We start from the raw sequence: 23,849 nt of genomic DNA, 5'->3' as shown, positions 1-23,849 counted from the left end.
CCCCCCCCCCCCCCCCCCCCCCCCCGCGACCTGCTCGTCCTCGACGAGCCGACCAACGGCCTGGACCCGCAGGGCACGCGCGAGGTCCGGCACCTCGTGCGCGAGCTCGCCGACGCCGGCACCACCGTGCTCGTGTCCTCGCACCTGCTCGCGGAGATCGAGCAGGTGTGCACGCACATCGGCATCATGGGCGGCGGTCGCCTGCTGCTGCAGGGCACGCGCGACCACCTGACCGCCCGGCGGGGGTCGCGCGTCGTGGTGCGCACCCCCCAGGCCGACGCCGCCACGGCGCTCGGCGAGCTGCGCCGCCTGGGTCTTGCGGACACGACCGCCGAGCGCCCCGCCGCGGACGGCAGCGTGACCGTCTCGGCCGCGCTGGCCGACGACCCCGGAGCGGACGGCGACCTGCCGGCGCCGCAGGACATCGCGGGCGCGCTCGTGCGCGCCGGTGCCGGGATCCTCACGTTCGACGTGCGCCGACCGTCGCTCGAGCAGGTCTTCGTCGAGCTGACCGGGGAGGGCTTCGATGTCGCTCGCTGACACCGCACCCGCGGACGCACGCGTCGCGGACCCGGTCCGCCACCGTGGCGCGACCGGCCGGCTCGTGCGCTCGGAGCTTGCCCTCGTGCTGGGCCGGCGCCGCAACCTCGTCCTGCTCGTGGGCCTGGCGCTGGTCCCGGTGCTGCTCGGGCTCGTGCTGTTCCTCGCGCAGGACGCGGGCCTCGCCGGGCAGGGTCCCCCGTTCGTCGCGCGCGTAACCGGCAACGGCCTGTTCCTCGTGGTCGCGTCGCTCTTCCTGTGCACGCCCTTCCTGCTGCCGCTGACCATCGGGATCGCGTCGGGCGACGCCATCGCGGGCGAGGCGTCGCCGGGCACGCTGCGCTACCTGCTCGTCGTGCCGGTGGGCCGGGGACGGCTGCTGGCGGTCAAGGCCCTGGGCGCGCTCGTCTTCGCCGCCGTGGCCGTCCTGGGCATCGCGGTCGTCGGGCTCGCGGTCGGCGCCGCGCTGTTCGGCGTCGGTGACCTCACGCTGCTGTCGGGGACGACGGTGCCGCTCGCCGACGGCGTGCTGCGCGTCGCCGGCGTCGTCGCCTACGTGGGCCTGTCGATGACGGGCCTGGTCGCGGTCGGGCTGTTCTTCTCGACGCTCACCGAGGTGCCCGTCGGCGCCATGGCCGCGACCGTCGTCGTGGCCGTCGTCTCGAGCGTGCTCGACCAGCTGCCGCAGGTCGCCGTGATCCACCCGGTGCTGCTCACGCACCACTGGTTCGACTTCGCGGAGATGCTGCGCGTCGTGCCGTCGGCGGACGTCCTCGCGCAGGGGCTCGCGGTGCAGGCCGGCTGGGTCGTGGTGTTCGGGGCGCTCGCGTGGGCCCGGTTCACGACGGCCGACGTGTCGTCCTGACCGCCCGCCGCGGCGGTCCGCTCACACGATCCGCGGCGCGTCGGGCGCGAAGCGGCGCTGCACGCCGCCACCGAGCGCGAGACCGGCCAGCACCCCCAGGCTGATCGCGACCATCGAGATGCCCGTCGTCATGATCGTCGTGATCGCCTGGTCCGTCGAGCGCCCCAGCGCGGACGTCACGCCGACCAGGCCGAGGGCCCCAGGGACCAGCACCCAGAACCCGGGCAGGAACGTCACGAGGAACGGTGGCGCACCGCGCCGTGCCGCCGCGAGCATCGCCACGGGCGTCATCGCCAGCGCGCCGACGAACGACGACACCACGGCACCGAACAGGACGCCGCCGACGACCTGGCCCGCGTACGCGACCAGCAGCACGAGGGTGATCCACGGCAGCGACCCCCGGTGCGCGGCGTTGTTCAGCACCACGCCGCCCGCGTACACCAGCACGCCGACCCAGGGCCCGACCCATCCCAGCGGCTGACCGGTGCTCTCGCTCCCGACCTCGGCGGCGGGCACCCCGACGAGCCCGGCGGCGGTCGTGATGCCCAGCGCCAGCAGCACGAGCTGCATGACGCCCGCGGCCAGCCGTGACGACCCCGCGATCATCTGACGCGTCGCGAGGTCGATGACGCCCGTGGTCAGCAGCGCTCCCGGCAGGAACGTCACGAGGGGCGCGGCCAGGGGGGCCAGCAGACCCACCGGCCAGCCCGTGCGGACCAGCAGCAGGACCGGTACGGCGACGACGAACGCGCACAGCGCCACGATCAGGCCCTCGTACACCGCCGGGACGCGCCGCGTCATCGTCGTGACCCCGGCCACCACGCCACCGAGGACGGCGGCGATGACGACGTCGAGCCACCCGCCGCCCAGGACGAGCGAGAGCCCCGCCGCCACGGCCACGTAGCCCAGGGCGCGCCGCGCGGGCGACGACCGGGGCTGCGACAGCACGATCGCCGACAGCGCATCCAGACCCTCGCGCGGCCGCACGGCCCCTCGCGAGGCCGCGTCGGCCAGCTCGAGGACGTCGGCGACCTGGTCGAGGCGCAGCGCCCGGCTCCCGGCCGCGCTCACGGCCGTCTGCACGGTGTCGTGCTGCGGGACCGAGACCATCAGCGCCGTCGGGAACGTCACCACGGCGGCGTCGGGCAGCCCGTTGACCGTCGCGACGCGCTCGAGGGTCGAGTCGACCTGGACGATCGGCGAGCCCGTGTCGATCATCGCCTCGCCGAGACGCACCAGGAACAGCACCGTGACGTCGGCGCGGGCGCTGAGGGCGTCGACGTCCTCACCGTCGTCCGGCTCGCCGTCGTGCTGCGCGCCGGCCACCCCCTCGTCGACCACCTGGTCGTCCTCGCGCGCGGCGCTCGGTGGGAGCACGAGCGTCTCGTCGGGTGATCCCGGCGGCTCGTCGGGGGCACCCAGCGGCGGGAGCTCGAGCGTCGGGGCGTCGTCACCGTCCACCGTCCCCGTCGGGACCCTGGTCGCCGTCCCCGTCGCAGTCCCCGTCCCCGTCCCCGTCGCCCTGGGCGCCGCGGCACGGCCCGTCCGCCGCAACCACCAGGCGATCCCGACGGCGGCCAGCACGAGCACGAGCGCGGCGGCCACGACCATGCCCCAGGGCAACGACGACTCCGTGACCGCCGGTCGCGAGGTCCAGGTCGGCACCAGGGCACCGGACGTGGACGTGGGCTCAGGGGTCGGCGTCGGGACGGTCGTCGCGACGTCGGGCGCCGGCTCCAGCGTCGGTGCGGGTGTGCCCTGCGGGGGTGGTGCGGGCGTGACGTCGACCGGCGGCGGTGCCGGCGCGTTCGTCGTGGCGTCGGCGGTCGGCTCGACCGGTACCGGTACCGGTGCGGGAGCGGTCGTCGTCTCCGGCGCTGCCGACGGGGTCGTCGCGCCGTCGGGGACCTGCAGGAGCTCCTCGGCGTCCTGCGGGTCGACCTCGAGACGGAACGGCGGCGCGACCAGCAGGGACGGGAGCGTCGTCACCGCGTGCTCCCGCGATGGCGGGTCCGTCGCACCGCGTCCTGGTTGCGCACCCGGTCTTCTCCCCTCGACCACGTCCGCGCGGCTCGTCCCGCGGCCCCTCGTAGGCACGCTACCGACGCAGCGACGGCCGGGCACGGCAGGATGGGGGTGTGACCATCACCCCCGAACACACCCGCCGGCTGCGTTCTGCGCTGTTCGTCGACTTCGACAACGTCTACATCGGCCTGGCACGCCTCGACCCGCAGGCGGCCGAGGCCTTCGCGACCGACCCAGCGCACTGGTTGTCCGAGCTCGGCCAGGGGTCCGACGTCGACGGCGACCTGACGCGCCGGTTCCTGGTGCGCGCGTGCTACCTCAACCCCTCGGTGTACTCGCGCTTCCGCCCCAACTTCACCCGCGCCGGCTTCAAGGTCGTCGACTGCCCCTCGCTCACGCAGCAGGGCAAGTCCAGCGCCGACATCAACCTCGTCCTCGACGCGGTCGACGCGCTCGCCGCGACCACGCACTACGACGAGTTCGTCATCGTGTCCGCCGACGCCGACTTCACGCCGCTGGCGCAGCGGTGCCGCGCGGACGACCGTCGTGTGACCATCATCACGGCCTCACCGGCCGCCTCCGCCTACCGGTCGGTCGCCGACACGGTCATCGGCGCGGACGCGCTCGCGGACCTCGTGACGCAGACCGCCTCGACGTTCGTGGCAGACCCCGTCCCCGAGCCGGTGGCGGTCGAGACGGAGACCGTCGTCGTCGAGCCGGTGGCCGCCGCGGCGCCGCCCGAGGCCGCACCCGCGACGACGCGCACGGGCCGCTCACGCCGGGCGACGCGTGGCGTGACCGCAGCGGCCCCGGCCGCCGCCGAGGTCGCTCCCGAGGTCCCCGCGGAGGTCGCCGCGGAGGAGGCCCCGCCGGCCGCCCCCCGCACGACGAAGGTGCGCGTCACCGAGCGGATCGTCGACGAGGCCGAGGCCCGTGCCCGGCGTGCGGTGCGGCGCGCGGTGCGCACCGCCGACGCCCCGCTGCCGCTCGGCGCCGCGGCGCAGGTCGCGCAGACCGCGGACCCGTCGCTCGCGGCGTCGCAGTGGGCCGGGACGGGCGGCTTCACGGCGTGGCTGTCGCGGGCCCTGCCGGACCTCGACGTCTCGACGCGCCCGCCGGGTCACGTGTGGGACCCGCAGCGCTTCGGCGAGGCGGACCTGCCGGGTGCGGTGGCCGACACGGCGCCCAACGAGCTGCAGCGCCAGGTCATCGCGGTCACGGACACGCCCGGCCTGAGCCAGGCGCAGTACCGCGTGGTGCTCCAGACGCTCGCGGCGGACGTCGCCGCGCACCCGTTCGACCGGGTCACGACGTCGCGCCGCGTGCACGAGGCGTGCCAGCAGTCGGGCGCGAAGGTCGGCCGCTCGACCATCAACTTCGTCATCTCCGGCGTGCTGTACACGGGCCTGTCGCTCGATGCGAAGCCGACGCCGGAGGAGGTCGCGCGCAGCTGGGCGGACAACGTCATCGGCCTGTGCCGCGGCGCCCGCATGGAGCTGACGAACGGTGACGCGGCCGCGATCCGTGCCTGGGTGGGTGGCGGCCTCGTCGCAGGCTGACGCCCCGGACGCACGACGGCCCGGCCGCCACGAGGGCGACCGGGCCGTGGGGGGACGAGGAGGTCAGGCGGCGTACGCGGTCGTGGGTGCGGCGGTCGCGGCCGCGGCCGGGCCGCGGTACGTGCTCGAGCCGAGCCACAGGATCCACAGGAACACCACCGTCAGCAGGACGAGCCCGACGGTGAAGCCCGCCTCGTGCCCGAACGACTTCGACAGGTCGTTCATGACGATGATCATGGCGACGATGTTGACGCCCGGGATGAGGAACAGGACGAGCCACCACAGGGGGCGACCGACGACCTCGAGCAGCACGACGAGGTTGTAGATCGGCACGAAGGCCGCCCACGCCGGCTTGCCGGCCTTGGTGAAGACGCCCATGAGGCCGAGGGACGACACGACGTAGCCGACGAGGCCGAAGATGAGGAAGAGGATCGCCATGCCACCGGCGGCCGCGGCGGCCTCGGCGTCGGTGATCGGGACCGCGAAGAGTGTGGACATGGCGCGCACAGTAGCGTTCCTGGGAGCCCCCTGTGTCCCGTTTTCACGGATTCGCGCGAGTTGCTCCGGCGGTTCCTCCGGACGGCTCATCGGGCGGCCCGTCCGCCAGGAAGGCGGTGACGAGCGCGCTCAGCCGGTCGGGCGCCTGCACCGGGACCATGTGGCCCACGCCGGCCACGACGGCGGAGCGCGCGCCGGGGATCGACCCGACGATCAGGCGCGTGTGCTCCGGCCGCACGACGTCCCGCTCCCCCGTGACGACCAGCGTCGGGACGTCCACGCGCGCGAGGTCGGCGGGGTCGAGGCAGGGGTCGTGGACCATCAGCGCGAACCGCTCGGCGGGCACCCGCAGCCGCGGCACGACGGGCGCGAGCACCGACAGCAGGGCGTGGCCGACCCGTCCCACGGCGCGCATGGACCTGTTCATGCCCGCCGGGAACAGGTTGGCGCCGACGACCACGAGACGACGGATCCGCCCGGGGTGACGGACCGCGAGCTCGAGCCCGATGTTGCCGCCGTCGGAGAAGCCGAGCACGTCGACGCTCGGCAGGCCGAGGAGGTCGAGCACGAGCGCGACGTCGTCGGCCATCGTCGCGATCCGGAGCGGGCCGTCACCGCGCGGGCTGCGTCCGTGGGCGCGCGAGTCGATCCCGACGAGCGTGCGCCCGGCGCCGAGCGCGGGCACCATCCGGTCGAAGACGTGGTGGTCCTCGCCGTTGCCGTGCAGCAGCACCAGAGGCGGTCCAGAGCCTCGCGTGACGACCCACAGCGGACCGACCTGCCCGCCCGGTGCCGGCAGCCGCCGTGTGTCGTGGTTCACGGGACCGACCCTAGGCCCACCCGCCGCACCCGGAATGGGGTCCGCCCCGGCCGGGTTGGCCCTGAGGTGACCGCCATCTCCGTGCTCGACCTCGTCCCCGTCCGCTCCGACCAGACCACGGCCGACGCCGTCGCCGCGACGCTCGCGCTGGCCCGCGTCGCCGACGAGGTCGGCGCACGCCGCTACTGGGTCGCCGAGCACCACAACATGCCGGCCGTCGCGGCCACCAACGCACCGCTGCTGATGTCGCTCGTCGCCGCCGCGACGTCGCGCGTGCGCGTGGGGTCCGGCGGCGTCATGCTGCCGAACCACTCGCCCCTGGTCGTCGCGGAGCAGGTCGCTCTGCTGGAGGCCGCGTTCCCCGGCCGCGTCGACGTCGGCATCGGCCGCGCTCCGGGCTCGGACCCGGTGACGAGCCACCTGCTGCGGCGCGGGTCGACGGGTGACGGCGTGGACACGTTCGACGCCGACGTCGCCGCGCTGGCCGCGCTCGTGCGGCCCGAGGGCGTGCAGGTGCGCGTCGGGTCCTCGACGTACCCGCTGCGCGCGACGCCGCGCGCGGTGTCCGCACCCCAGCTGTGGCTGCTCGGGTCGTCGTCGTACTCCGCGCAGCTCGCCGGCCGCCTCGGCCTGCCGTACGTCTTCGCCCACCACTTCGCGGGGCGCGGCACCGACGAGGCCGTGGCGCTCTACCGCGAGACGTTCGTGCCGTCGGAGACGCTCGCCGAGCCGCGCACGATCGCCGTGGCCAACGTCGCCGTGGCACCGACGGCGCGGGAGGCGCACCGCCTGGCCCTGCCGCAGGTGCGCACGATGTGGCGGCTGCGCTCGGGCACGACGCTCGAGCCGCAGGAGCTGGTCGAGGACGCCGAGGAGGCTCCCCTGCCCGCGTCCGCCGACGACGCGCTCGCGGCGCTGACCTCGTCGTGGATCGTCGGCGACCCGGCGCAGGCCGCCGAGCAGGTGCGCGAGCTGGCCCGACGCCTGGGCACCGACGAGATCATGGTGCAGCCCGTCGCGGGCGCGACGCGCGGCACCCCGGCGGACCGCGCCCCGGCCCGCGAGCAGACCCTCCGCCTCCTGGCCGACGCCCTCGCCTGACCACCCGACCACCCCGACCACCCCGAACCGCCGAGAGCGGTACTCGGCCGCCCAGCGCGGCAGCAACGAGTGCCGCGCTCGACGGTCGGGTACCGCGCTCGGCGGGCGGGGTCAGGTGCGTTCGAGGAGCGTGAGGACCTCGTGGTGGAGCGTGTGCGGGAACATGTCGAGGACCTGGGCACGCACGGGGCGCAGGGACGGCATGTGCGCGAGGTCCCGCGCCAGCGAGCCCGCGTGGCACGACGAGTACAGGACGCGCGGGACCCCGCTGGCCTCGAGCCACCGGCTCAGCGGCTCGCCCAGCCCGCGCCGCGGCGGGTTGACCACGACGAGGTCGGGCACGTCCCGCGCGGCGAGCGCGAACGCCGTGGCGTCGCCGGCGAGGAACCGTGTGCCGGGCAGCCCGGCGTCGCGCGCGGTCACCTCGGCGCTCGCGACCGCCTCGGCGCTCGTCTCCACGCCGACGACGTGCCGCCCCGGCCGTGCGAGGTGCAGCGCGAACCCGCCGACGCCGCAGTACAGGTCCCACGCGGAGGTCACCTGCGCCTCGTCGGCCCACGCGGCGGCCTGCCGGTAGAGCGCGGCGGCCACCTCGGTGTTGGTCTGGAAGAAGCTGCGCGGGCGCAGGTGCAGGTCGAGCCCGTTGACCCGCATGCGCAGCGTCTCGCGCTCGGTGAGCAGGATCTCGCGCTCGCCCTCGAGCACCGCCGCGTGCGCCGGCTGCACGTTGACCGACGCGACGACGAGGTGCGGCAGGGCGGCACGCAGGGACGACAGGTGCTTGCGCACGCGCGCGAGCGCCTCGGTGCTGCGCAGCACGAACCGGACCATGAGGTCGCCGTCGGGCGAGGCCGTGACGAGCACGTGCTTGAGCTCACCGGTGCGCGTCGGCACGTCGTACGGGGTCAGCCGCGCCTCGGAGACGAAGGCGGCGAGCGGCGCGAAGGCTGCCGTCAGGGCCGGCGGGTACAGCGGGCAGCCCTGCAGGTCCACGCCGTGGCCGTGACCGTCGAGGATGCCGAGCGTCGGGGCGTCGACGGTGCCCGCGACGACCATCTTCGCCTTGTTGCGGAACCCCGCCTCAGCGCTCGTGACGGTCGGGAGCCACGTGACGCCGGCGGGGTCGCCGAGCACGGTGCGCACGTGGCGCTGCTGCGCGTCGACCTGCTCCGGGTACGGCACCGCGAGGAGCGTGCACGACCGGCACACGCCCGCGTCGAAGTAGCCGCAGCGCACGTGCCCAGGGTACGTGGCGCTCTCAGCCGCTCGCGGTCGACGCCCGCACGACCACGCGCGGTGCGACGGTCTCGACGCCGCCCTCCGCGGTCCCGGCGATGCGCCCGAACAGGCGGGTCGCGGCCCGGCGGCCCATGGTCTCGAAGTTCATGTCGACGCTGGTCAGCGCGGGCCGCGAGCCGGCGATCATCGGCTCCCAGTTGTCGAAGCCGATGACGGCGACGTCGCCGGGCACGTCGATGCCCCTCTCCCGCAGCGCGTCGAGCACGCCGCGGGCGATCATGTCGCTGCCGCACACCACGGCGTCGACGTCCGGGTCCGCGTCGAGCGCGGCGGCGACCCCGGCCCGGCCCCAGGCCTCGCTCCAGGAGCCGAAGCGCACCGGCCCGACCTGCTCGAGCCCGGCCGCTGCGAGGGCCTGCGTGACGCCCGCGGCGCGGTCCTGGGCGGCCGCGTACGTCGGGTCGCCCGACACGTGCGCGATACGGCGTCGGCCGAGCGTGAGCAGGTGCTCGGTGGCGATCCGGCCGGCCGTGACGTTGTCGGGCACGACGGAGGCGTCCCGCGGGTCGTCGGACGGTGCGTAGGCGTACACCACCGGAACGGGCACGTCCCGCCCGAGCGAGGGACGCGGGTCCGTCTTGGAGCCGACGACGATGAGCCCGTCGATGCGGCGGCCGAGCAGCGCCCGCAGGTGGTGCTGCTCGCGGATCGCGTCGTCGCGCGCGTCGCACAGGAACACCGAGGTGCGGCCGGCACCGAAGGCGTCCTCCGCCCCCATGAGGATGGGCAGGCTGAACCGGCCCTCGAGGTCGTGCGTCAGCAGGCCGACGGTACCGGTCTGACCTGCGGTGATGGCGCGTGCGAGCGAGTTGGGCGTGAACGCCAGGCGGTCGGCGACCTCCTGCACGCGCCGACGGGTGTCGGGGTGCACGTCGGCCTTGCCGTTGAGCGCCTTCGACGCCGTGGCGACCGACACCCCGGCGAGCTGCGCGACGTCGCGCAGCGTGACCGGGCGGGCCCGGCCGTCGGTTGCCGTCATGGTCGTCCCCCATCCCTGTCTGCGTCGACGTACGGCCACATCATGCCCGAAAGCGGCGTTGAGGATCCACGGTTGACCGTCGCCAAAACCCAGTGCTAGCGTCCCGAAAAGGGTTTCGGCCACTTTCGGGCCGACGGTGGAGACACCGCCCGCCGCAGCGACGCGGCGACGGGCGCCCCGAGGTCAGGAGCATCGACGAGGATCCGACCGGGCACCCCACCCGGGCCGCCGGACCCGTCTCGACACACAGGAGCCCGGTTGATGGACATCAACGGCAACGACGCACGGCCCACTCCTCGCCGCCGCACGCGGCTGGCACTCACCTCGCTGGCCGCCGCGAGCGGACTGCTGCTCGCCGCGTGCTCGGGCGGCACCAGCGCCGACGGCGCCGGCTCCCAGGGGTCCGGCTCGGGCGACAGCGCGACCCTCACGGTGTGGCACTACTTCTCGGACGACAACCAGGTGAAGCTCATGGACGAGTTCGCCGACAAGTTCGAGGCCCAGCACGACGGCGCGACCGTCGACAACGTCTTCGTCCCCTACGACCAGCTCAACTCCAAGCTCGTCGCCGCCGCGGGCGCCAAGACGGGCCCGGACGTGGTGGTCTTCAACGGCGCCGAGGCCGCGACGCTCGCCCTCGGCGGCGCGCTGGCTCCCCTCGACGACTACTGGGCCGACTTCGCCGACGCCGACCAGGTCTCGGAGTCGGTCGTCCACACCATCGACGGCACCACGTACGCCGTGCAGGGCTACGTCAACCTCCTGGGGCTCTGGTACAACGCCGACATCCTCGCGGAGATCGGCGTCGAGCCGCCCACCACGATGACCGAGCTCGAGGACGCGATGGCCGCGGCGAAGGCCGCCGGCTACGCGGGCATCACGCTGTCCGGCCTGCCGCAGTCGCAGGGTGAGTGGCAGGCGTACCCGTGGATCACCTCCGAGGGCTTCACCTACGAGGACCCGCAGGCCGACGCGCTGGCCGCGGGACTCGGCCGGGTGCGGTCGTGGGTCGAGAACGGGTGGCTCTCGCAGGAGGCCGTCACGTGGGACCAGACGGTGCCGTTCCAGCAGTTCGCTGCCGGCAAGACCGCCTTCGCGGCGAACGGCAACTGGCAGATGGGCACCGCGGCCTCCGACGCCGACTTCGAGTACGGCGTCGTGCCGCTGCCGCTGTCCGGCACGGGAGGCGTCTACCTGGGTGGTGAGGGCCAGGGCATCGGCGCGTTCAGCAAGAACCCCGACCTCGCGTGGGAATACCTGACCGCCACCTACCTCGACGCCGAGGGCCAGCTCCTGCCGGCCGAGATCGTCGGCTCCCTGCCGTCGCGCGCCGACGCCGGTCAGGACGCGTCCGTGACGGGCAACGCGCTGCTCGAGCCCTTCGCGCAGAGCATCACCCGGTTCGGTGCGAACTACCCGGCTGCCGTCATCCCGCCCGCGTCCGTCGCCGACGTCCAGCTGACGGTCGGCCAGGCGTGGAGCGCCGCGATCGGTGGCCAGAAGTCGCCGGAGCAGGCGGCGCAGGACGCGGTCGCCGCGCTCGGCCCGCTGCTCGACTGACCACCACCCGCCCAGCCGCGCCCGGTCGTCGGCGCGACTCCCCACCGGAGGTCCCCTTGACCACCTCGATCGCACCGACGGCCGGGCGGGCCGGCACCCGCCCGGCCCCCGGGCCCCGGCGGCGCCCCCCGCGCCAGACGCGCCTGGTCTTCCTTCTCCCGGCCGCCGTCTTCCTCGGCGCCCTGAGCATCTACCCCCTGATCACCCTGCTGCGGATGGCCTTCTCGAAGGTCACCGCCGCCACCCTGAACTCGGGGTGGGAGTTCAGCGGTCTCGACAACTTCGTCGCCGGCTTCGAGTCCGGCGACACCGGTGCGGCGGTCAGCCGCACCCTGGTCTTCGTCGTGGTCGTCACCGTGCTGGGCATGGGCCTGGGCCTCGGGGGCGCGATCGCGCTGCGGACGTCGGGCCGGTGGTCCGGGGCGCTGCTCGCGCTGATGGTTTTCGTCTGGGCGCTGCCACCGGTCGTCAACGGGTCGGTGTGGAAGTTCCTGCTGGCCGACACCGGGCTCGTCAACACGGTCCTGCTCGGGACGGGGCTGCGGGACACGCCCGTGCCGTTCCTCTACGACCAGCACTGGGCGCTGATGGCGGTGGCGTTCGTCAACTCGTTCGCCGTCATCCCGTTCAACGCGCTCGTGTACCGCGCCGCCCTGCTCACCATCGAGCCGGAGGTCTTCGAGGCCGCCGAGCTCGACGGTGCCGGCAAGGCGCAGCAGGTCCGCCACATCATGGTGCCGTCCGTGCGCGGCACCACGCTGGTGCTGCTGATCCTCACGCTGGTCTACGGCCTGCGCAGCTTCGACTTCATCTACGTCATGACGTACGGCGGCCCCGGGACGGCGACCAACACCCTGCCGTTCCTCGGCTACCTGCAGGCGTTCGTCAGGTACGACTACGGGCTCGGTGCTGCCACGTCCGTCGTGGCGGTCGCGGGTGTGCTCGTGCTCGCCGTGCTGTACGCCCGCAGCATCCGCAACGAGGAGAAGCACGGATGAACGAGGTCAAGGCCGGTCCCGTCGCGATCGCGACCAAGACGCTGCTCACGCTGATGTACGGCGTGCCGATCCTGTGGATCCTCATCACGTCGTTCAAGAGCTCCGCCGACGTGTTCGACCGGGCGTCGACGTTCGTCTTCACCCCGACGCTCGAGGCGTACGCCCACGCGCTGACGCCCACGCTCTGGCAGGCCATGGGTCAGTCGGCCACCATCGCGGTGGGCGCCACGGCGCTCGTGCTCGTCATCGCGATCCCCGCCGCGTACGGGCTGGCGCGCACCACCGGGTGGCTGCCGACCGTCGGCCTGGGGCTGCTGATCGTCCTGCAGATGATGCCGCAGACGGCCAACGTCATCCCGCTCTTCCAGATCTTCAGCGACTGGCGGCTGCTGGACACCACCGCGTCGGTGATCCTCGCGGACGCCGCCCTGCTCACCCCGTTCGCCACCCTGCTGCTGCGCCCGTTCTTCCGCGCGGTCCCGCCGCAGCTGGAGGAGGCGGCGTCGATCGACGGTGCCGGCATCTGGCGCACGTTCTGGACCGTCGTGCTGCCCGTCGCGCGCAACGGCCTGTTCACGGTCGGCACGCTGATCTTCCTCCTGGCCTGGGGCGAGTTCCTCTACGCCGTGAACTTCTACCTCACGCCCGGGCAGTACCCGCTCAGCGCGCTGCTCGCCCAGCAGGTCTCCGCGTTCGGCATCGACTGGCCCGGCCTCATGGCCCTCGCCGTCCTGACGTCGGTCCCGATCCTCGTCGTCTTCAGCCTCACGTACCGCCAGCTCAAGGACGGCCTGACGGTCGGCGCGGTCAAGTAGCCGCGCGTCCCGCCTCGCCTCCCACGTCCCACCCCGTCCGGCACAGCCGGACCGAGTACCACCGGAGCTCGTCATGCCTTCGTCCGACACCCTGCGGGTCGACGCCCGCTCCCACGGCCGCCCCGTGGCCCCGTCCCGCTCCCCCTGGCGCCCTCTCGGGCTCGACGAGGTGACGCTCACCGGCGGCTTCTGGGGAGACCTGCAGCAGCTCAACGCCTCGACGATGATCACGCACGTCGAGGGCTGGCTCGAGCGCCTGGGCTGGACCGGCAACTTCGACGCCGCGGTCGAGGGCCGGCTCCCCCTGAGCCGTCAGGGGCGTGAGTTCTCCGACTCCGAGATCTACAAGCTGCTCGAGGCGATGGCCTGGGAGGTCGGGCGCACCGGTGACGCCGACCTGGACCGCCGGCTGCGCGCCCTGGCCGCCCGCGTCGCGGCGGCGCAGGAGCCTGACGGGTACATCGGCACGATGTTCGGACGCCCCGGGCAGCGTCCGCGCTGGTCCGACCTCGAGTGGGGCCACGAGCTCTACTGCATCGGCCACCTGATCCAGGCCGGTGTCGCACGGGCCCGGACGTTCGGCGACGACGAGATCGTGCGCGTCGCGGTGCGCGCCGCCGACCACGTGTGCGACGTGTTCGGCGCCGACGGCCCGCAGCAGGGCGTCTGCGGGCACCCCGAGATCGAGGTCGCGCTGGTCGAGCTCTCCCGGGTCACGGGTGAGCGGCGGTACCTCGACCAGGCCCGGCTGTTCGTCGAGCGGCGCGGCCACGGGCTGCTCGGCGAGATCGACTTCGGCCCGGCGTACTTCCAGGACGACGTGCCGGTGCGCGAGGCGACCGTGCTGGCCGGCCACGCCGTGCGGGCGCTGTACCTGGCCGCGGCGGCCGTCGACCTCGCGGTCGAGGACGGCGACGACGAGCTGCTCGGTGCCGTGGCGGGCCAGGTCCGCACCACCCTCGCGCGGCGCACCTACCTGACGGGCGGCATGGGAGCCCACCACGAGGGCGAGTCGTTCGGCGCGGACTTCGAGCTGCCGCCCGACCGGTCGTACTCCGAGACGTGCGCGGGCATCGCCTCGGTGATGGTCAACCACCGGCTGCTGCTGCAGACCGGTGCCGCGCTGCACGCCGACGCGGTCGAGCGCGCGCTCTACAACGTGGTGGCCACGTCCCCTGCGCAGGACGGCAAGGCGTTCTACTACACGAACCCGCTGCACCAGCGGACGCCGGGGCGCGAGGTCGCGGCCGACGAGGTCAGCCCGCGCGCCGCGTCCAGCCTGCGCGCACCGTTCTTCGCGGTGTCGTGCTGCCCCACCAACGTCACGCGCACGGTCGCGTCGCTCGCCGCGTACGTCGCGAGCGTCGACGACTCGGGGGTGCAGCTGCACCAGTACGCGCCGGCGACCATCCGTACGGAGCTGGGCGGCGGCCGCGCCGTCGAGCTCGAGGTGAGCACCGCGTACCCCCACGACGGACGCGTGGTGGTGCGGGCGGTGCAGGCACCCGCCGACGGCTGGACCCTGACGTTGCGGGTGCCCTCCTGGGCGCACGGCGCGCAGGTCACGACGGGCGACGGCACCACCACGGACGCCGCCCCCGGCTACGTCGCGGTCGCGGGCCCCGCGCAGGGCACGCACGTCGTGCTCGACCTGCCCGTGGCGGCGCGCTGGACGTGGGCCGACCCGCGGGTCGACGCCGTGCGCGGGCAGGTCGCCGTCGAGCGGGGGCCGCTGGTGATGGCTCTCGAGTCGGTCGACCTGGGCACGGACGTCGCGCACGCCGTGGTCACGACGCAGGCGCCCCCCGTCGAGCGGGACGGGCAGGTGCTCGTGCCCGTCGCGCGGCGCCCGCTGCCGGACGTCTCGTGGCCGTTCGGACCGCAGCGCGCGGCGAGCCCCGCGGTCACGGACCTGGTGCCCCTGGTGCCGTACCACGCGTGGGCCGAGCGTGGCCCGTCGACGATGCGGGTGTGGCTGCCCGTGGAGTGACGCGCGCGCACGCACGACGGCCGGGCACGCGCCCGGCCGTCGTCGTGCCGGGACCGGTCCGCACCGCGCGCGCGGTGCGCCCTGGACCTAACCTCGGGGGACGCACCAGTCCAGGAGGAACGCCGTGGGTACTGACCGCAGCCGGACCGACCGACCCCGGGACGGGCTCGCGCGCACGATCGGACGTGTGGCGCTCGGCGGGTTCCTCGCCTTCGCCGGCACGAGCCACCTGACGTTCGCGCGCGAGGAGTTCCAGGCGCAGGTGCCCTCGTGGGTGCCGGTCGACACCGACCTGGTCGTCGTGGGCTCGGGCGTCGTCGAGATCGCTCTCGGTGCCGCGCTCGTCGTCGCGCCGGCGCGCTACCGGCCGTGGGTGGGCGCCGCGGCCGCGGCCTTCTTCGTCGCGGTCTTCCCCGGCAACGTCGCGCAGTACGTCGAGGGCAACGACGGCTTCGGGCTCGACACGGACGCCAAGCGCCTCGCGCGGCTGCCCTTCCAGGTGCTGCTCGTGCTCTGGGCGCTGTGGTCCACGGGCGCCTGGCGCGCGTGGCGGTCGTCGCGCTCTCAGCGGGCCAGACCCTAGTGACACCGGTGGCGGCCCCCCCCCCCCCCCCCGGGGGGGGGGGGGGGGGGGGGCACCCGGGTGGCGGCGGCGGTCAGCCGACGCGCACCAGCTGCCACTGCTGGTTGCTGCCGTTCCAGCCGTCGTACTGGACGACGTTGGCACCGTCGGCCGCCGACGCCCCCTGCACCTCGAGGACCTTGCCCGAGTTGGCGTTGCGCAGGGTCGCGTAGCCGTTGCTGATCGCGACGGACCACTGCTGGTTCGTCCCGTTGAGGTCGGGCCACTGCACGACCTCGCCACCGTTGGCGGTCGACCTCGCGTAGACGTCGAGCACCTTGCCCGACAGGCGCGACTTCACGCGGTAGCTGCCGTTGCCGGAGGCGACGAACTGCCACTGCTGCTGGTTGCCGTCGTTGCGCGACCACTGGACGATGTCCGCGCCGTCGGCGGTCGACAGGTTGTACACGTCGAGCGCCTTGCCGCTGCTGCGGTTGACGAGCACGTACCAGGCGTTGGTGTCGATCGACGTCGAGCCGCCGTTGTCGCCCCCGCCGTTGTTGTTGCCGGCGTTCAGCGCGTTGAGGGTCGCGGTGTAGGCGGCCTTCTTGTTGCCCGAGCCGTCGAACAGCAGCGGGTTGGCACCCCCGCGCCACGAGTCGGTGTCGCGGATGCCCCACACCGTGATCCCGGTGCACCGGGACACCGCGAGGCACGCCTCGACGACCTGGCGGTAGGCGTTGGCCTGGTTCGAGCCCTGCTCGATGTCGAGCTCCGTGATCTGCACGTCGACGCCCAGGTCGGCGAAGCGCTGCAGGTTGGCCCGGTAGTCGCTCGGGATCGTGGTGCCGAAGTGCGACTGGAACCCGACGCAGTCGATCGGCACGCCGCGCGCCTTGAAGTCGCGGACCATGTTGTACACGCCGGTCGACTTCGCGTTGATCGAGTCGGTGTTGTAGTCGTTGTAGCAGAGCTTGGCGCCCGGGTCGGCCGAGCGCGCGGCACGGAACGCCGCCTCGATCCAGTCGTTGCCGGTGCGCTGCAGGTTGGAGTCGCGCCGGCTGCCGCGGCCGTCGTCGGCGAACGCCTCGTTGACGACGTCCCAGCTGTGGATCTTGCCGCGGTAGTACGACGCGACGCGGGTGACGTGGTTGATCGCCGCGTTGCGCAGCGACTGGCCGGACATGTTCTGCGCCCAGCCCGGCTGCTGCGCGTGCCACAGCAGCGCGTGGCCGCGCACCTTCATGCCGCGCGAGATCGCGTGGTTCACGATCCGGTCGCCGTTGGCGTAGCTGAACTGGCCCTGGTTGGGCTCGGTCGCGTCCCACTTCATCTCGTTCTCGGCGGTCACCGAGTTGAACTCACGGTTGAAGATCCCCAGGTACGTCGAGTCGCTCATGCGGCCCGCCGCGATCGCGGCGCCGAAGTAGCGGCCCCGCTCGGCGGCGGACTGGCCCAGCGTCGTGCCGGCCTGCGCCGGTGCCGCCAGGGCGAGCGCCGTCGTGGCAGCGAGGCCCGCGGTGGCCAGCAGGGCCGCCGCTCTCCTCGCCCAGCCCCTGCGGGCCGTGGTGTGTGTGGTCACGTGTGCTCTCCTTCGAGGTGCGTGACGGCGCGCGGGAGCGTCCCGTCGGGTCGGGTGGTGAGGCCGGGCACCGGCGCCGCGTGAGGGCACGGCCGGGCCCGCCGCCGTCGGGACCCGGTCGGGGACCCGACGGCGACGCGTCGGTGGTGCGTCAGGTGGTCAGGGCGTCGTGAGGTCGAAGCTGCGGACCGTCACGGCACCGCCCAGGGACGTCGTCGCGTGGTTGAAGACGCCGAACCGGTAGCCCATGAAGAACTGCCACTCGTTGTTGAGGGTGAACGCCGGCCCGAGGGTCCGGAACGTCGTCCCGTCGGTGCTGTAGGAGAACGTGGCCTGCCGGCCGGACCCGGGGCGGATGTCCGCCGACGTCCGCAGCCAGATGCGTCCACCGCTGACGTCGGCGCTCGCGCGTTCGCTGCCCGTGCTCGTCGTGGACCAGGACGAGCTCATCGTCAGGCCGTCGGTCATCACGACCCGCGTGGCGCCGTTGCCACCCTTGACCACACCGATCCAGGCCGACGACTGCCGCAGCATCGCCAGGCCCGCCCGGTCCCCGTTGGCCATGGCGGAGTAGTCGAGCTCGATCGTCGCGGTGGACGACGGCCCCTGGATGCGGTGCGTGAGCGTGTTGCGGGCCGCGTACAGGTCGTTCGTCACCGTCGCGGTCTGCAGCCGCAGCCCGTTGCCGACCGAGAAGCGGCTGGTGTCGGGGTTGTGGTTCCACTCCCAGCGCGGGCCCAGCCGGGTCCCGGTGAACGTGTCCCGGCCGGTCATGGGCTGCACCGTGCGGGTCGTGCTGATCGCGGGCCGCGGGTAGGTGGTGCCCCACCGGCCGTTGACGGTCTGCACGCTGGGCCAGCCGTCGTTCCAGGTGAGCGGCGCGAGCGTCGGCATCCGACCGCCGGGGTACGCGTCGGTGAACGCCATGTACCACCAGTCCCCGGCCTGCGTCTGCACGATGCCGCCCTGGTGCGGGACGCCGCCGCCGCTGATCGGGCCCGGCAGGTCGAGCAGCACCTGACGCTGCTCGTACGGGCCGAACGGCGAGCGGGAGCGCAGCACGTACTGCCCGTTGGCGGGGCGCGTGAGCCAGATGTAGTAGTACCCGTCCTTCTTGTAGAAGCGGGCGCCCTCGAGCGTCCCGATGCTCGACGGCGTCTGGTACACCTGCTGCGCCCGGACCTGCTGCGTGCCGTCGGCGTTGAGCTGCGCGACGCTGATCGTGCCGTTGCCGTAGGCGATGTACATCGTGTCGTCGTCGTCGACCAGCAGGCCGGCGTCGTAGTAGCAGCTGTTGATGCGCGCCTTCTTGGTCCACGTGCCGTCGACCGCCGACGCCGTGTAGACGTAGGTGCGGTTGAACTCGGTGCACCCGTACCAGTAGTAGGTGCTGTTGCTGGGCCGGTAGCCGAGCGTGGACGCCCAGATGCCCTTGACGTACCGGTGGCCGCCGACGAGGTCGTACTTCGTGTCGTCGAAGTCGAGGCGCGGCACCGAGTGGCCGGCGTACTCCCAGTTCACGAGGTCGTAGGAGCGCAGCACCGGCGCGCCCGGCGAGTAGTGCATCGTCGAGGCGGAGTAGTAGTACGCGTCACCCACGCGGATGATGTCGCCGTCGGCGAAGTCCTGCCAGACCACCGGGTTGGTGAACGAGCCGGTGACCGGCGGCGTCGTGGTGGTGGGGGTGGGCGTCGGCGTCACGGGGCTCCCTACGGGCACGAGCTGCCACTGCTGGTTGGTTCCTCCCCACGGGTTGTACTGGACGATCTCGGCGTTGTCGTCCCGCGACGCGTTCTGCACCTCCAGCGCCTTGCCGGCGTGGCGGCTGATGAGCGACACGTAGCCGTCGGCCGCGTCCTGCAGGCGCCACTGCTGGTTCGTGCCGTTGGTGTCGGCCCACTGCACCACCTTCGCGCCGTCGGCCGTCGAGCGGCCCTCCACGTCGAGGACCTTGCCCGAGTGCTGCGAGCGGACGCGGTAGTACCCGCCGCCCGAGTCGACGAACCGCCACTGCTGGTTGGCGTTCGTCCCGCGCGTCCACTGCGTGAGCCGCGCGCCGTCGGACGTGGCGAAGTTGTAGACGTCGAGGGCCTTGCCGCTGTTGCGGTTCACCAGGACGTACGACGTCCCGGTGTCGACGGTGGCGGCCGCGGCCGCGGGGGCGTGGGCGACGGCCACCATGCCGGCGGACGCGGCGGTGGCGAGCGCCGCCGCCACGGCGAGCAGCCGCCGGGCAGGAGGGCGCGTGGGGCTGGACGTGGTTGACATCGATCCTCCGCGAGGGGTCGAACGCACCGGGATGAGAGGCCCCACGAGGGGGCTGTGATCGTTCACAACTCCTCGCGAGCGACGACGTCGTCGGCGGCGGGGGGTCGACGTCATCGTGCCGACACCGCCGCACCGCGAACAAGGGACGCGACGACGTCGAAGCGTTTCACCTTGCCCGCGGACCTCACCCTGCCGGCCGCCTCAGCCCGGCGGCCGCGCCGGGAGGGCGATCGTGAACGTCGTGCCCTCCCCCACCGTCGAGGTGATGTCGACGGCCCCGCCGTGCGCCTCCACGACGGCCTGCGTGATGGACAGTCCCAGCCCGACGCCCGGGATCGCCCGATGCGTCGCGGTGCTCGCCCGGTAGAAGCGCTCGGTGAGGTGCACGAGCTCGTCCGGCGGGATCCCGATGCCCGTGTCGCTCACGGCGATCCGGGCGCCGCCGCCGTCGGCCGGGCCCACCGACACGCGGACCGTGCCGTCCGACGGCGTGAACTTCAGGGCGTTCGACACCAGGTTGTCGACGGCCTGCCCCAGCCGGACGGGGTCGGCGTGCACGTGCACCGGCTGCAGCTCCCCCGCGAGCGCAACCCCCGACGCGGCCGCGGACGGCCCGGCCGAGGCGATGGACGCGCGGACGACCGCGGCGACGTCGACCTCGACGGGTGCGATGGAGAACGTGCCCGCGTCGACCTGCGCGGTCAGCAGCAGGTCGGTCACGAGCCGGAGCTGGCGGCGGGCGTTGCGGTCGATGATGCCGAGGTACTCGCGCTGGTCGTCGCTGATCTCCTCGGTGCCGTCGAGCAGCAGCTCGACGTACCCGAGCACCGAGGTCAGCGGGGTGCGCAGCTCGTGGCTCACGAGGCCGACGAACTGGTCCTTGAGCCGCGCCGCCTCCCGCTCCGCCGTCACGTCGGTCGCGACCACGACGTACCCGGCGACGCTCCCGTCGGGCTCCGTGCGACGCGTGACCGCCGGGTGCACCGTCACCTGCGACCCGTCGGCGCGCACGTAGGTCCAGTCGGCGTCCGGCGAGCCCGCCGCGCCGCGCCGGCGTCCGACGAGGGCGGCGATGAGCGCACCCTGCACGTCCCCGTCGGGGTCCTCGCCGGTGCGTGCCAGGACCTCCTCCCGCAGGTGCAGGTCGGCCAGGTGCAGCCGACCGACGACCTCCCCCTGCCGGTGGCCGAGCAGGCGCTCCGCGCCGGCGTTGAACACCTCGATGCGGCCCGTCGCGTCCGTCGCGATGATCGCCTGCTCGGTGGCCGAGTCGATGACGGACACGAGCTGGTCGTACGCGGCGCGCCGCAGCGCGACCGCCCGCTCGAGCTCGGACGCCGCCCGCCGCGCGTGGCGCAGCAGGGTCGCCTGCTCCTTCTGCAGGCCCGCGAGCGCGTCGTTGCGGGACCGCAGCCGCGTCGTGGTCTCGTGCACGAACAGGCCGATGATCCACGCGATCGCGGCGACGAACAGGCTGCGCACCACCACGGGGCCCGAGATCGCGCCGGTCGGCGAGAGCCACAGCCCGACGAGCACGGAGACGGCCGCGGAGACCGAGCCGACGACGACCCCGGGGAACCCGGCCCGGCTGCTCAGCGTCAGCGCCGGCAGCAGCACCATGCCGGCGAACGGCGAGACCGGCCCGCCCGTCCCGTACCGCAGCGCACCCACCACGACGAACTGCACCAGCGTCAGGACCTCGGGCGCCAGGGCGGGCAGCCGGTGCCACGGCACCAGCGCCGCGAGCAGCAGGACCACCACCACGAGCCCGACGGCGAGCGCGATCGCGACGCCCGAGGTGGGCGCCAGCCCGGTCACCAGGACGCCGGCCATGGCCAGGACGAACAGCGAGACGAACGGCAGCTGGCGCTCGACGACGGACGCGCTCGTGCCGAGGTACCGGGCGACGGGCCCGAGGTACCGCAGGTGGCGGCGGTCGTCGGGCTGCGTCGCCCGCACCACCGTGGGCGCGCCTCGGTCGGTCGCCCCCGTCGCGCTCACCGCGCCACCGCGACGAGCAGCAGCACGAGACCCGTCACGACCGCCCCGGCGACGCCCGCGAACGCGACGAAGCGCTCGCTGCGGCGGTTGCTCTCGATCTCGTCGGCGGCGGCCGCGTCCGACAGCGTCGCCCACCACGCCGGACCGCTGCGTGCTCGACGCTCCGGGGCGCTCATCCCACCACCTTGCCCGTCTTCTCGGTCTTGTCCCACACCTGCGCGGCACCGCGCCACTGCCGGACGTACGCGTGGAGCGTGATGGCGCACAGCAGCGGCCCGTACCCGACGAGGTAGAGCAGCGGCTTCGAGAGCCGTCCCAGCACCGGGACGCCCTCGAGGTCGTGGACGACGCGCGACAGCACCATCGACAGGACCGGCCAGCAGTACAGCAGCAGCGTCCACACCTCGATGCCGGTCGTGGTCATGCGCAGCCCGAGCGCCTGCGGCACGGTCACCTGCCAGAAGCCCGGGTCCGCCGACGCGACGACCAGCACGAGGGCCCCCACCCCGGGGAAGAGCAGGCCCTCGAACCACGACCGCCGCGCGGTGTCCAGGTCGACCAGGAGCGTCGTGACGGTGATGAACACGTACGTCCCGATGCCGAACCACCACAGCTGCCCGAAGATCTCCGCGGCCGTGCCGGGTGCCGCGAAGTACAGGCCGACGAGCCCGACGCTGGCCGCAACGAGCGTGAAGGGCAGCGCGAAGACGGAGAACCAGACGAGGCCGAAGTCGGGCGCCCCCAGCCGGTGCGTGCGGGACGGGCGGAACCACACGCGCCGGAACCGGTGGGTGATCTGCACGTTGCCGCGCGCCCACCGCACCCGCTGCTTCCACAGCGCACGCACCGAGTCCGGCTCCTCGGCGAGGACGACCGCGTGCCCGTCGAACACGACCGTGCGCCCGTCGAGCTGCGTGAGGAAGGTCGTGAACGTGTCCTCCGCGAGCGTGGAGGTGTCGATGCGTCCTCCGATGGCCTCGAGGTTCGCGCGCGAGTGCAGCTGCGCGCCGCCGGCCAGGCACGCGACGGCTCCCATGACGTTCTGCGCCCGGCGCGCGCACGCCTGGGCGGTGACGTACTCGTACCCGATGAAGCGCGCGATCGCGCCCGGCCGCCGGCTGCCCTCGCGGATGTACGCGGTGACGGCGCCGACGCGCTCGTCGGCGAGGTGCCGCGTCATGCGTCGCAGCGCGTCGGGGCGGTAGATGACGTCGGCGTCCATGATGAGCAGCGCCTGCATCCAGTCGTCGGTCAGCAGGTGCGCGATGCCGTGGTTGAGGGTGTGCGCCTTGCCCTGGCCGCCCTGCGCGCGTCGCAGCAGCACGATGCGGCCGGGGTGCTCGGCCGCCTTGGCGCGCACCACGTCCGGGGTGTCGTCGGTGCTGGCGTCGTCCACGACGAACACCCGCAGACGGTCGGCCGGGTACTGCAGGCGCATGAGCCGCTCGAGCGAGGCCTCGAGCACCGCGCCCTCGTTCCAGGCCGGCACGACGACGGCCACGCGCGGCAGGTACGGCCCGGCACGGCGCAGGTGGTTGCGGAACCCGTGGACGGGCACCAGCAGGTACTGGTAGATCCCGCCGAGCGCGGGCAGCAGGCCCAGCGCGACGAGCGCGACGAGCACCGCCACGAGCACGGCGTGCCAGGTGGCGTCGTTCACGGCTGCGCCCCGACCCACCGGTACACGCCGACGTCGCCCGCACGGTGCGCGTCGGTGGACGCGACCAGGGTGACGCCCGCGGCGCGCCACCGCTCGCGGACCCGCGGGCCCGGGCACTGCCACTTCTCGTTGACCTCCACCGGCGTGCCCGTGGCGACGAGCACGCGCGCCAGGTCGTCGAGCAGCGCGTCGGGGACGTCGTCCTGCGTGAGCCCGACCTTGGGCAGGATCGAGAACGGGTGCGCGAGCTGCGCGCGGCCCGCCCGCTCGACGGCCCGGGCTGTGCCGGTGACGACCAGCTCGATCACGTCCGCAGGCGTCACGCGCCCCTCGGCCAGCAGGCGGGTCGTCGTCGACGGGCTCCACGGGCCGTCCGTGCCGGGCACCTGGTGGTCCGCCAGCAGCACGCGGTCGGGACCGTCGGGCCGCCCGAGGGACGCCAGGACCTGCGGCGGCGCGTCGATCGCGCCTGACACGTGGAGGATCTTCGCCTCCACCCCGGTGAGGACGACCAGTCCGTCGACCGGCGGCAGCGCGCGCACGGCCGCGAGCATCTCCGGCACGTACGTGGTCGAGACGCGCACGTGGTCGACCATGCGGATCTCGCGCAGGCCCACGCGGCGGGCCGCGTCGAGGTTCTCCGCGAGCGTGCTCACCGCGTCGTCCGAGAAGGTCGAGTGGACGTGGTGGTCGCCGTCCACGCGCGGCATGCTGCCGGTGGCGGCGG

Annotated in this window: 20 protein-coding genes; 9 read left to right on the top strand and 11 right to left on the bottom strand. The window is 73.8% G+C overall.

The features are described 5' to 3' along the window. On the top strand, positions 1-540 hold a 540-nt coding region (locus H9657_RS18930), incomplete at its 5' end, for an AAA family ATPase (RefSeq protein ID WP_404813139.1). Further along, on the top strand, positions 527-1,405 hold the full coding sequence (locus tag H9657_RS05425) for an ABC transporter permease (RefSeq protein WP_191781144.1): 879 nt from the start codon (positions 527-529) through the stop codon (positions 1,403-1,405). The genes H9657_RS18930 and H9657_RS05425, both read left to right, overlap by 14 nt. A gap of 21 nt (positions 1,406-1,426) precedes the next feature. On the opposite strand, the gene H9657_RS05420 is transcribed toward H9657_RS05425, so the two are convergent. Next, the gene (locus tag H9657_RS05420; protein ID WP_191781142.1) at positions 1,427-3,394 is read right to left on the bottom strand and encodes a threonine/serine exporter family protein; all 1,968 of its coding nucleotides are present in this window, start codon (positions 3,392-3,394) and stop codon (positions 1,427-1,429) included. A 149-nt stretch (positions 3,395-3,543) separates the two neighbouring features. Here H9657_RS05420 and H9657_RS05415 point away from each other — a divergent pair, with 149 nt between their 5' ends. Beyond that, positions 3,544-4,989, top strand: coding sequence for an NYN domain-containing protein (locus tag H9657_RS05415; protein WP_191781139.1), 1,446 nt, complete (start codon positions 3,544-3,546; stop codon positions 4,987-4,989). A 63-nt stretch (positions 4,990-5,052) separates the two neighbouring features. Here the strand turns inward: H9657_RS05415 and H9657_RS05410 are convergent, their stop codons facing one another. Together H9657_RS05410 and H9657_RS05405 are read right to left on the bottom strand one after the other, a co-directional pair. Then, the gene (locus H9657_RS05410) at positions 5,053-5,487 is read right to left on the bottom strand and encodes a DUF5684 domain-containing protein (protein WP_191781137.1); all 435 of its coding nucleotides are present in this window, start codon (positions 5,485-5,487) and stop codon (positions 5,053-5,055) included. Positions 5,488-5,530: 43 nt separating this feature from the next. Then, positions 5,531-6,307 (bottom strand): alpha/beta fold hydrolase, encoded by a 777-nt coding sequence (locus H9657_RS05405; RefSeq protein ID WP_191781135.1) that lies wholly within the window; start codon positions 6,305-6,307, stop codon positions 5,531-5,533. A gap of 66 nt (positions 6,308-6,373) precedes the next feature. Between H9657_RS05405 and H9657_RS05400 the strand changes: the two genes are divergently transcribed. After that, positions 6,374-7,408: an LLM class flavin-dependent oxidoreductase gene (locus tag H9657_RS05400; RefSeq protein WP_191781133.1), complete on the top strand. Its 1,035-nt coding sequence runs from the start codon at positions 6,374-6,376 to the stop codon at positions 7,406-7,408. A gap of 111 nt (positions 7,409-7,519) precedes the next feature. Here H9657_RS05400 and rlmC read toward each other — a convergent pair whose 3' ends face one another. Together rlmC and H9657_RS05390 are read right to left on the bottom strand one after the other, a co-directional pair. Continuing rightward, positions 7,520-8,644: a 23S rRNA (uracil(747)-C(5))-methyltransferase RlmC gene (gene rlmC, locus H9657_RS05395; RefSeq protein WP_191781131.1), complete on the bottom strand. Its 1,125-nt coding sequence runs from the start codon at positions 8,642-8,644 to the stop codon at positions 7,520-7,522. A gap of 22 nt (positions 8,645-8,666) precedes the next feature. Then, on the bottom strand, positions 8,667-9,686 hold the full coding sequence (locus H9657_RS05390; protein ID WP_191781128.1) for a LacI family DNA-binding transcriptional regulator: 1,020 nt from the start codon (positions 9,684-9,686) through the stop codon (positions 8,667-8,669). 261 nt (positions 9,687-9,947) lie between these two features. Between H9657_RS05390 and H9657_RS05385 the strand changes: the two genes are divergently transcribed. The 5 genes from H9657_RS05385 to H9657_RS05365 all read left to right on the top strand — a co-directional run bounded on the left by H9657_RS05385 (position 9,948) and on the right by H9657_RS05365 (position 15,632). Then, the gene (locus H9657_RS05385) at positions 9,948-11,246 is read left to right on the top strand and encodes a sugar ABC transporter substrate-binding protein (protein ID WP_191781126.1); all 1,299 of its coding nucleotides are present in this window, start codon (positions 9,948-9,950) and stop codon (positions 11,244-11,246) included. A 56-nt stretch (positions 11,247-11,302) separates the two neighbouring features. Next, entirely contained in the window at positions 11,303-12,244 is a 942-nt protein-coding gene (locus tag H9657_RS05380; RefSeq protein WP_191781124.1) for a carbohydrate ABC transporter permease, read from the top strand. Then, the gene (locus H9657_RS05375; protein ID WP_191781108.1) at positions 12,241-13,059 is read left to right on the top strand and encodes a carbohydrate ABC transporter permease; all 819 of its coding nucleotides are present in this window, start codon (positions 12,241-12,243) and stop codon (positions 13,057-13,059) included. Before H9657_RS05380 ends, H9657_RS05375 begins: the two co-directional genes overlap by 4 nt. Before the next feature lie 73 nt (positions 13,060-13,132). Then, a complete protein-coding gene (locus H9657_RS05370) occupies positions 13,133-15,049 on the top strand; it encodes a glycoside hydrolase family 127 protein (protein WP_191781106.1) in 1,917 nt (638 codons plus the stop codon). Positions 15,050-15,173: 124 nt separating this feature from the next. Then, complete coding sequence (locus H9657_RS05365) at positions 15,174-15,632, top strand: DoxX family protein (RefSeq protein WP_191781103.1); 459 nt, start codon at positions 15,174-15,176, stop codon at positions 15,630-15,632. A 73-nt stretch (positions 15,633-15,705) separates the two neighbouring features. On the opposite strand, the gene H9657_RS05360 is transcribed toward H9657_RS05365, so the two are convergent. The 6 genes from H9657_RS05360 to H9657_RS05335 form a co-directional block, all read right to left on the bottom strand. Next, entirely contained in the window at positions 15,706-17,193 is a 1,488-nt protein-coding gene (locus H9657_RS05360; protein ID WP_191781100.1) for an endo-1,4-beta-xylanase, read from the bottom strand. Between the two features lie 159 nt (positions 17,194-17,352). Continuing rightward, positions 17,353-19,461 (bottom strand): family 43 glycosylhydrolase, encoded by a 2,109-nt coding sequence (locus tag H9657_RS05355; RefSeq protein ID WP_225214675.1) that lies wholly within the window; start codon positions 19,459-19,461, stop codon positions 17,353-17,355. Between the two features lie 201 nt (positions 19,462-19,662). Next, a complete protein-coding gene (locus H9657_RS05350) occupies positions 19,663-21,462 on the bottom strand; it encodes a sensor histidine kinase (RefSeq protein ID WP_318241309.1) in 1,800 nt (599 codons plus the stop codon). After that, positions 21,459-21,638: a hypothetical protein gene (locus H9657_RS05345; RefSeq protein WP_191781097.1), complete on the bottom strand. Its 180-nt coding sequence runs from the start codon at positions 21,636-21,638 to the stop codon at positions 21,459-21,461. Before H9657_RS05345 ends, H9657_RS05350 begins: the two co-directional genes overlap by 4 nt. Continuing rightward, positions 21,635-23,122, bottom strand: coding sequence for a glycosyltransferase (locus H9657_RS05340; RefSeq protein WP_191781095.1), 1,488 nt, complete (start codon positions 23,120-23,122; stop codon positions 21,635-21,637). Before H9657_RS05340 ends, H9657_RS05345 begins: the two co-directional genes overlap by 4 nt. Continuing rightward, the gene (locus H9657_RS05335) at positions 23,119-23,832 is read right to left on the bottom strand and encodes a PHP domain-containing protein (RefSeq protein WP_191781333.1); all 714 of its coding nucleotides are present in this window, start codon (positions 23,830-23,832) and stop codon (positions 23,119-23,121) included. Before H9657_RS05335 ends, H9657_RS05340 begins: the two co-directional genes overlap by 4 nt. Between the last annotated feature and the right edge of the window lie 17 nt (positions 23,833-23,849).

The organism is Cellulomonas avistercoris (assembly GCF_014836445.1).
GTDB lineage: Bacteria > Actinomycetota > Actinomycetes > Actinomycetales > Cellulomonadaceae > Cellulomonas > Cellulomonas avistercoris.
The sequence above is the reverse complement of the archived record's forward strand: the minus strand, read 5'-3'. Positions and strand labels throughout refer to the sequence as shown.

Bases quoted from the DNA above. Each gene is read 5' to 3' on its own strand.
- H9657_RS05375 (WP_191781108.1), top strand. From the start codon at position 12,241: ATGAACGAGGTCAAGGCCGGTCCCGTCGCGATCGCGACCAAGACGCTG.
- H9657_RS05410 (WP_191781137.1), bottom strand. From the start codon at position 5,487: ATGTCCACACTCTTCGCGGTCCCGATCACCGACGCCGAGGCCGCCGCG.
- H9657_RS05335 (WP_191781333.1), bottom strand. From the start codon at position 23,832: ATGCCGCGCGTGGACGGCGACCACCACGTCCACTCGACCTTCTCGGAC.
- H9657_RS05370 (WP_191781106.1), top strand. From the start codon at position 13,133: ATGCCTTCGTCCGACACCCTGCGGGTCGACGCCCGCTCCCACGGCCGC.
- H9657_RS05345 (WP_191781097.1), bottom strand. From the start codon at position 21,638: ATGAGCGCCCCGGAGCGTCGAGCACGCAGCGGTCCGGCGTGGTGGGCG.
- H9657_RS05425 (WP_191781144.1), top strand. From the start codon at position 527: ATGTCGCTCGCTGACACCGCACCCGCGGACGCACGCGTCGCGGACCCG.
- H9657_RS05385 (WP_191781126.1), top strand. From the start codon at position 9,948: ATGGACATCAACGGCAACGACGCACGGCCCACTCCTCGCCGCCGCACG.
- H9657_RS05355 (WP_225214675.1), bottom strand. From the start codon at position 19,461: ATGTCAACCACGTCCAGCCCCACGCGCCCTCCTGCCCGGCGGCTGCTC.
- H9657_RS05390 (WP_191781128.1), bottom strand. From the start codon at position 9,686: ATGACGGCAACCGACGGCCGGGCCCGCCCGGTCACGCTGCGCGACGTC.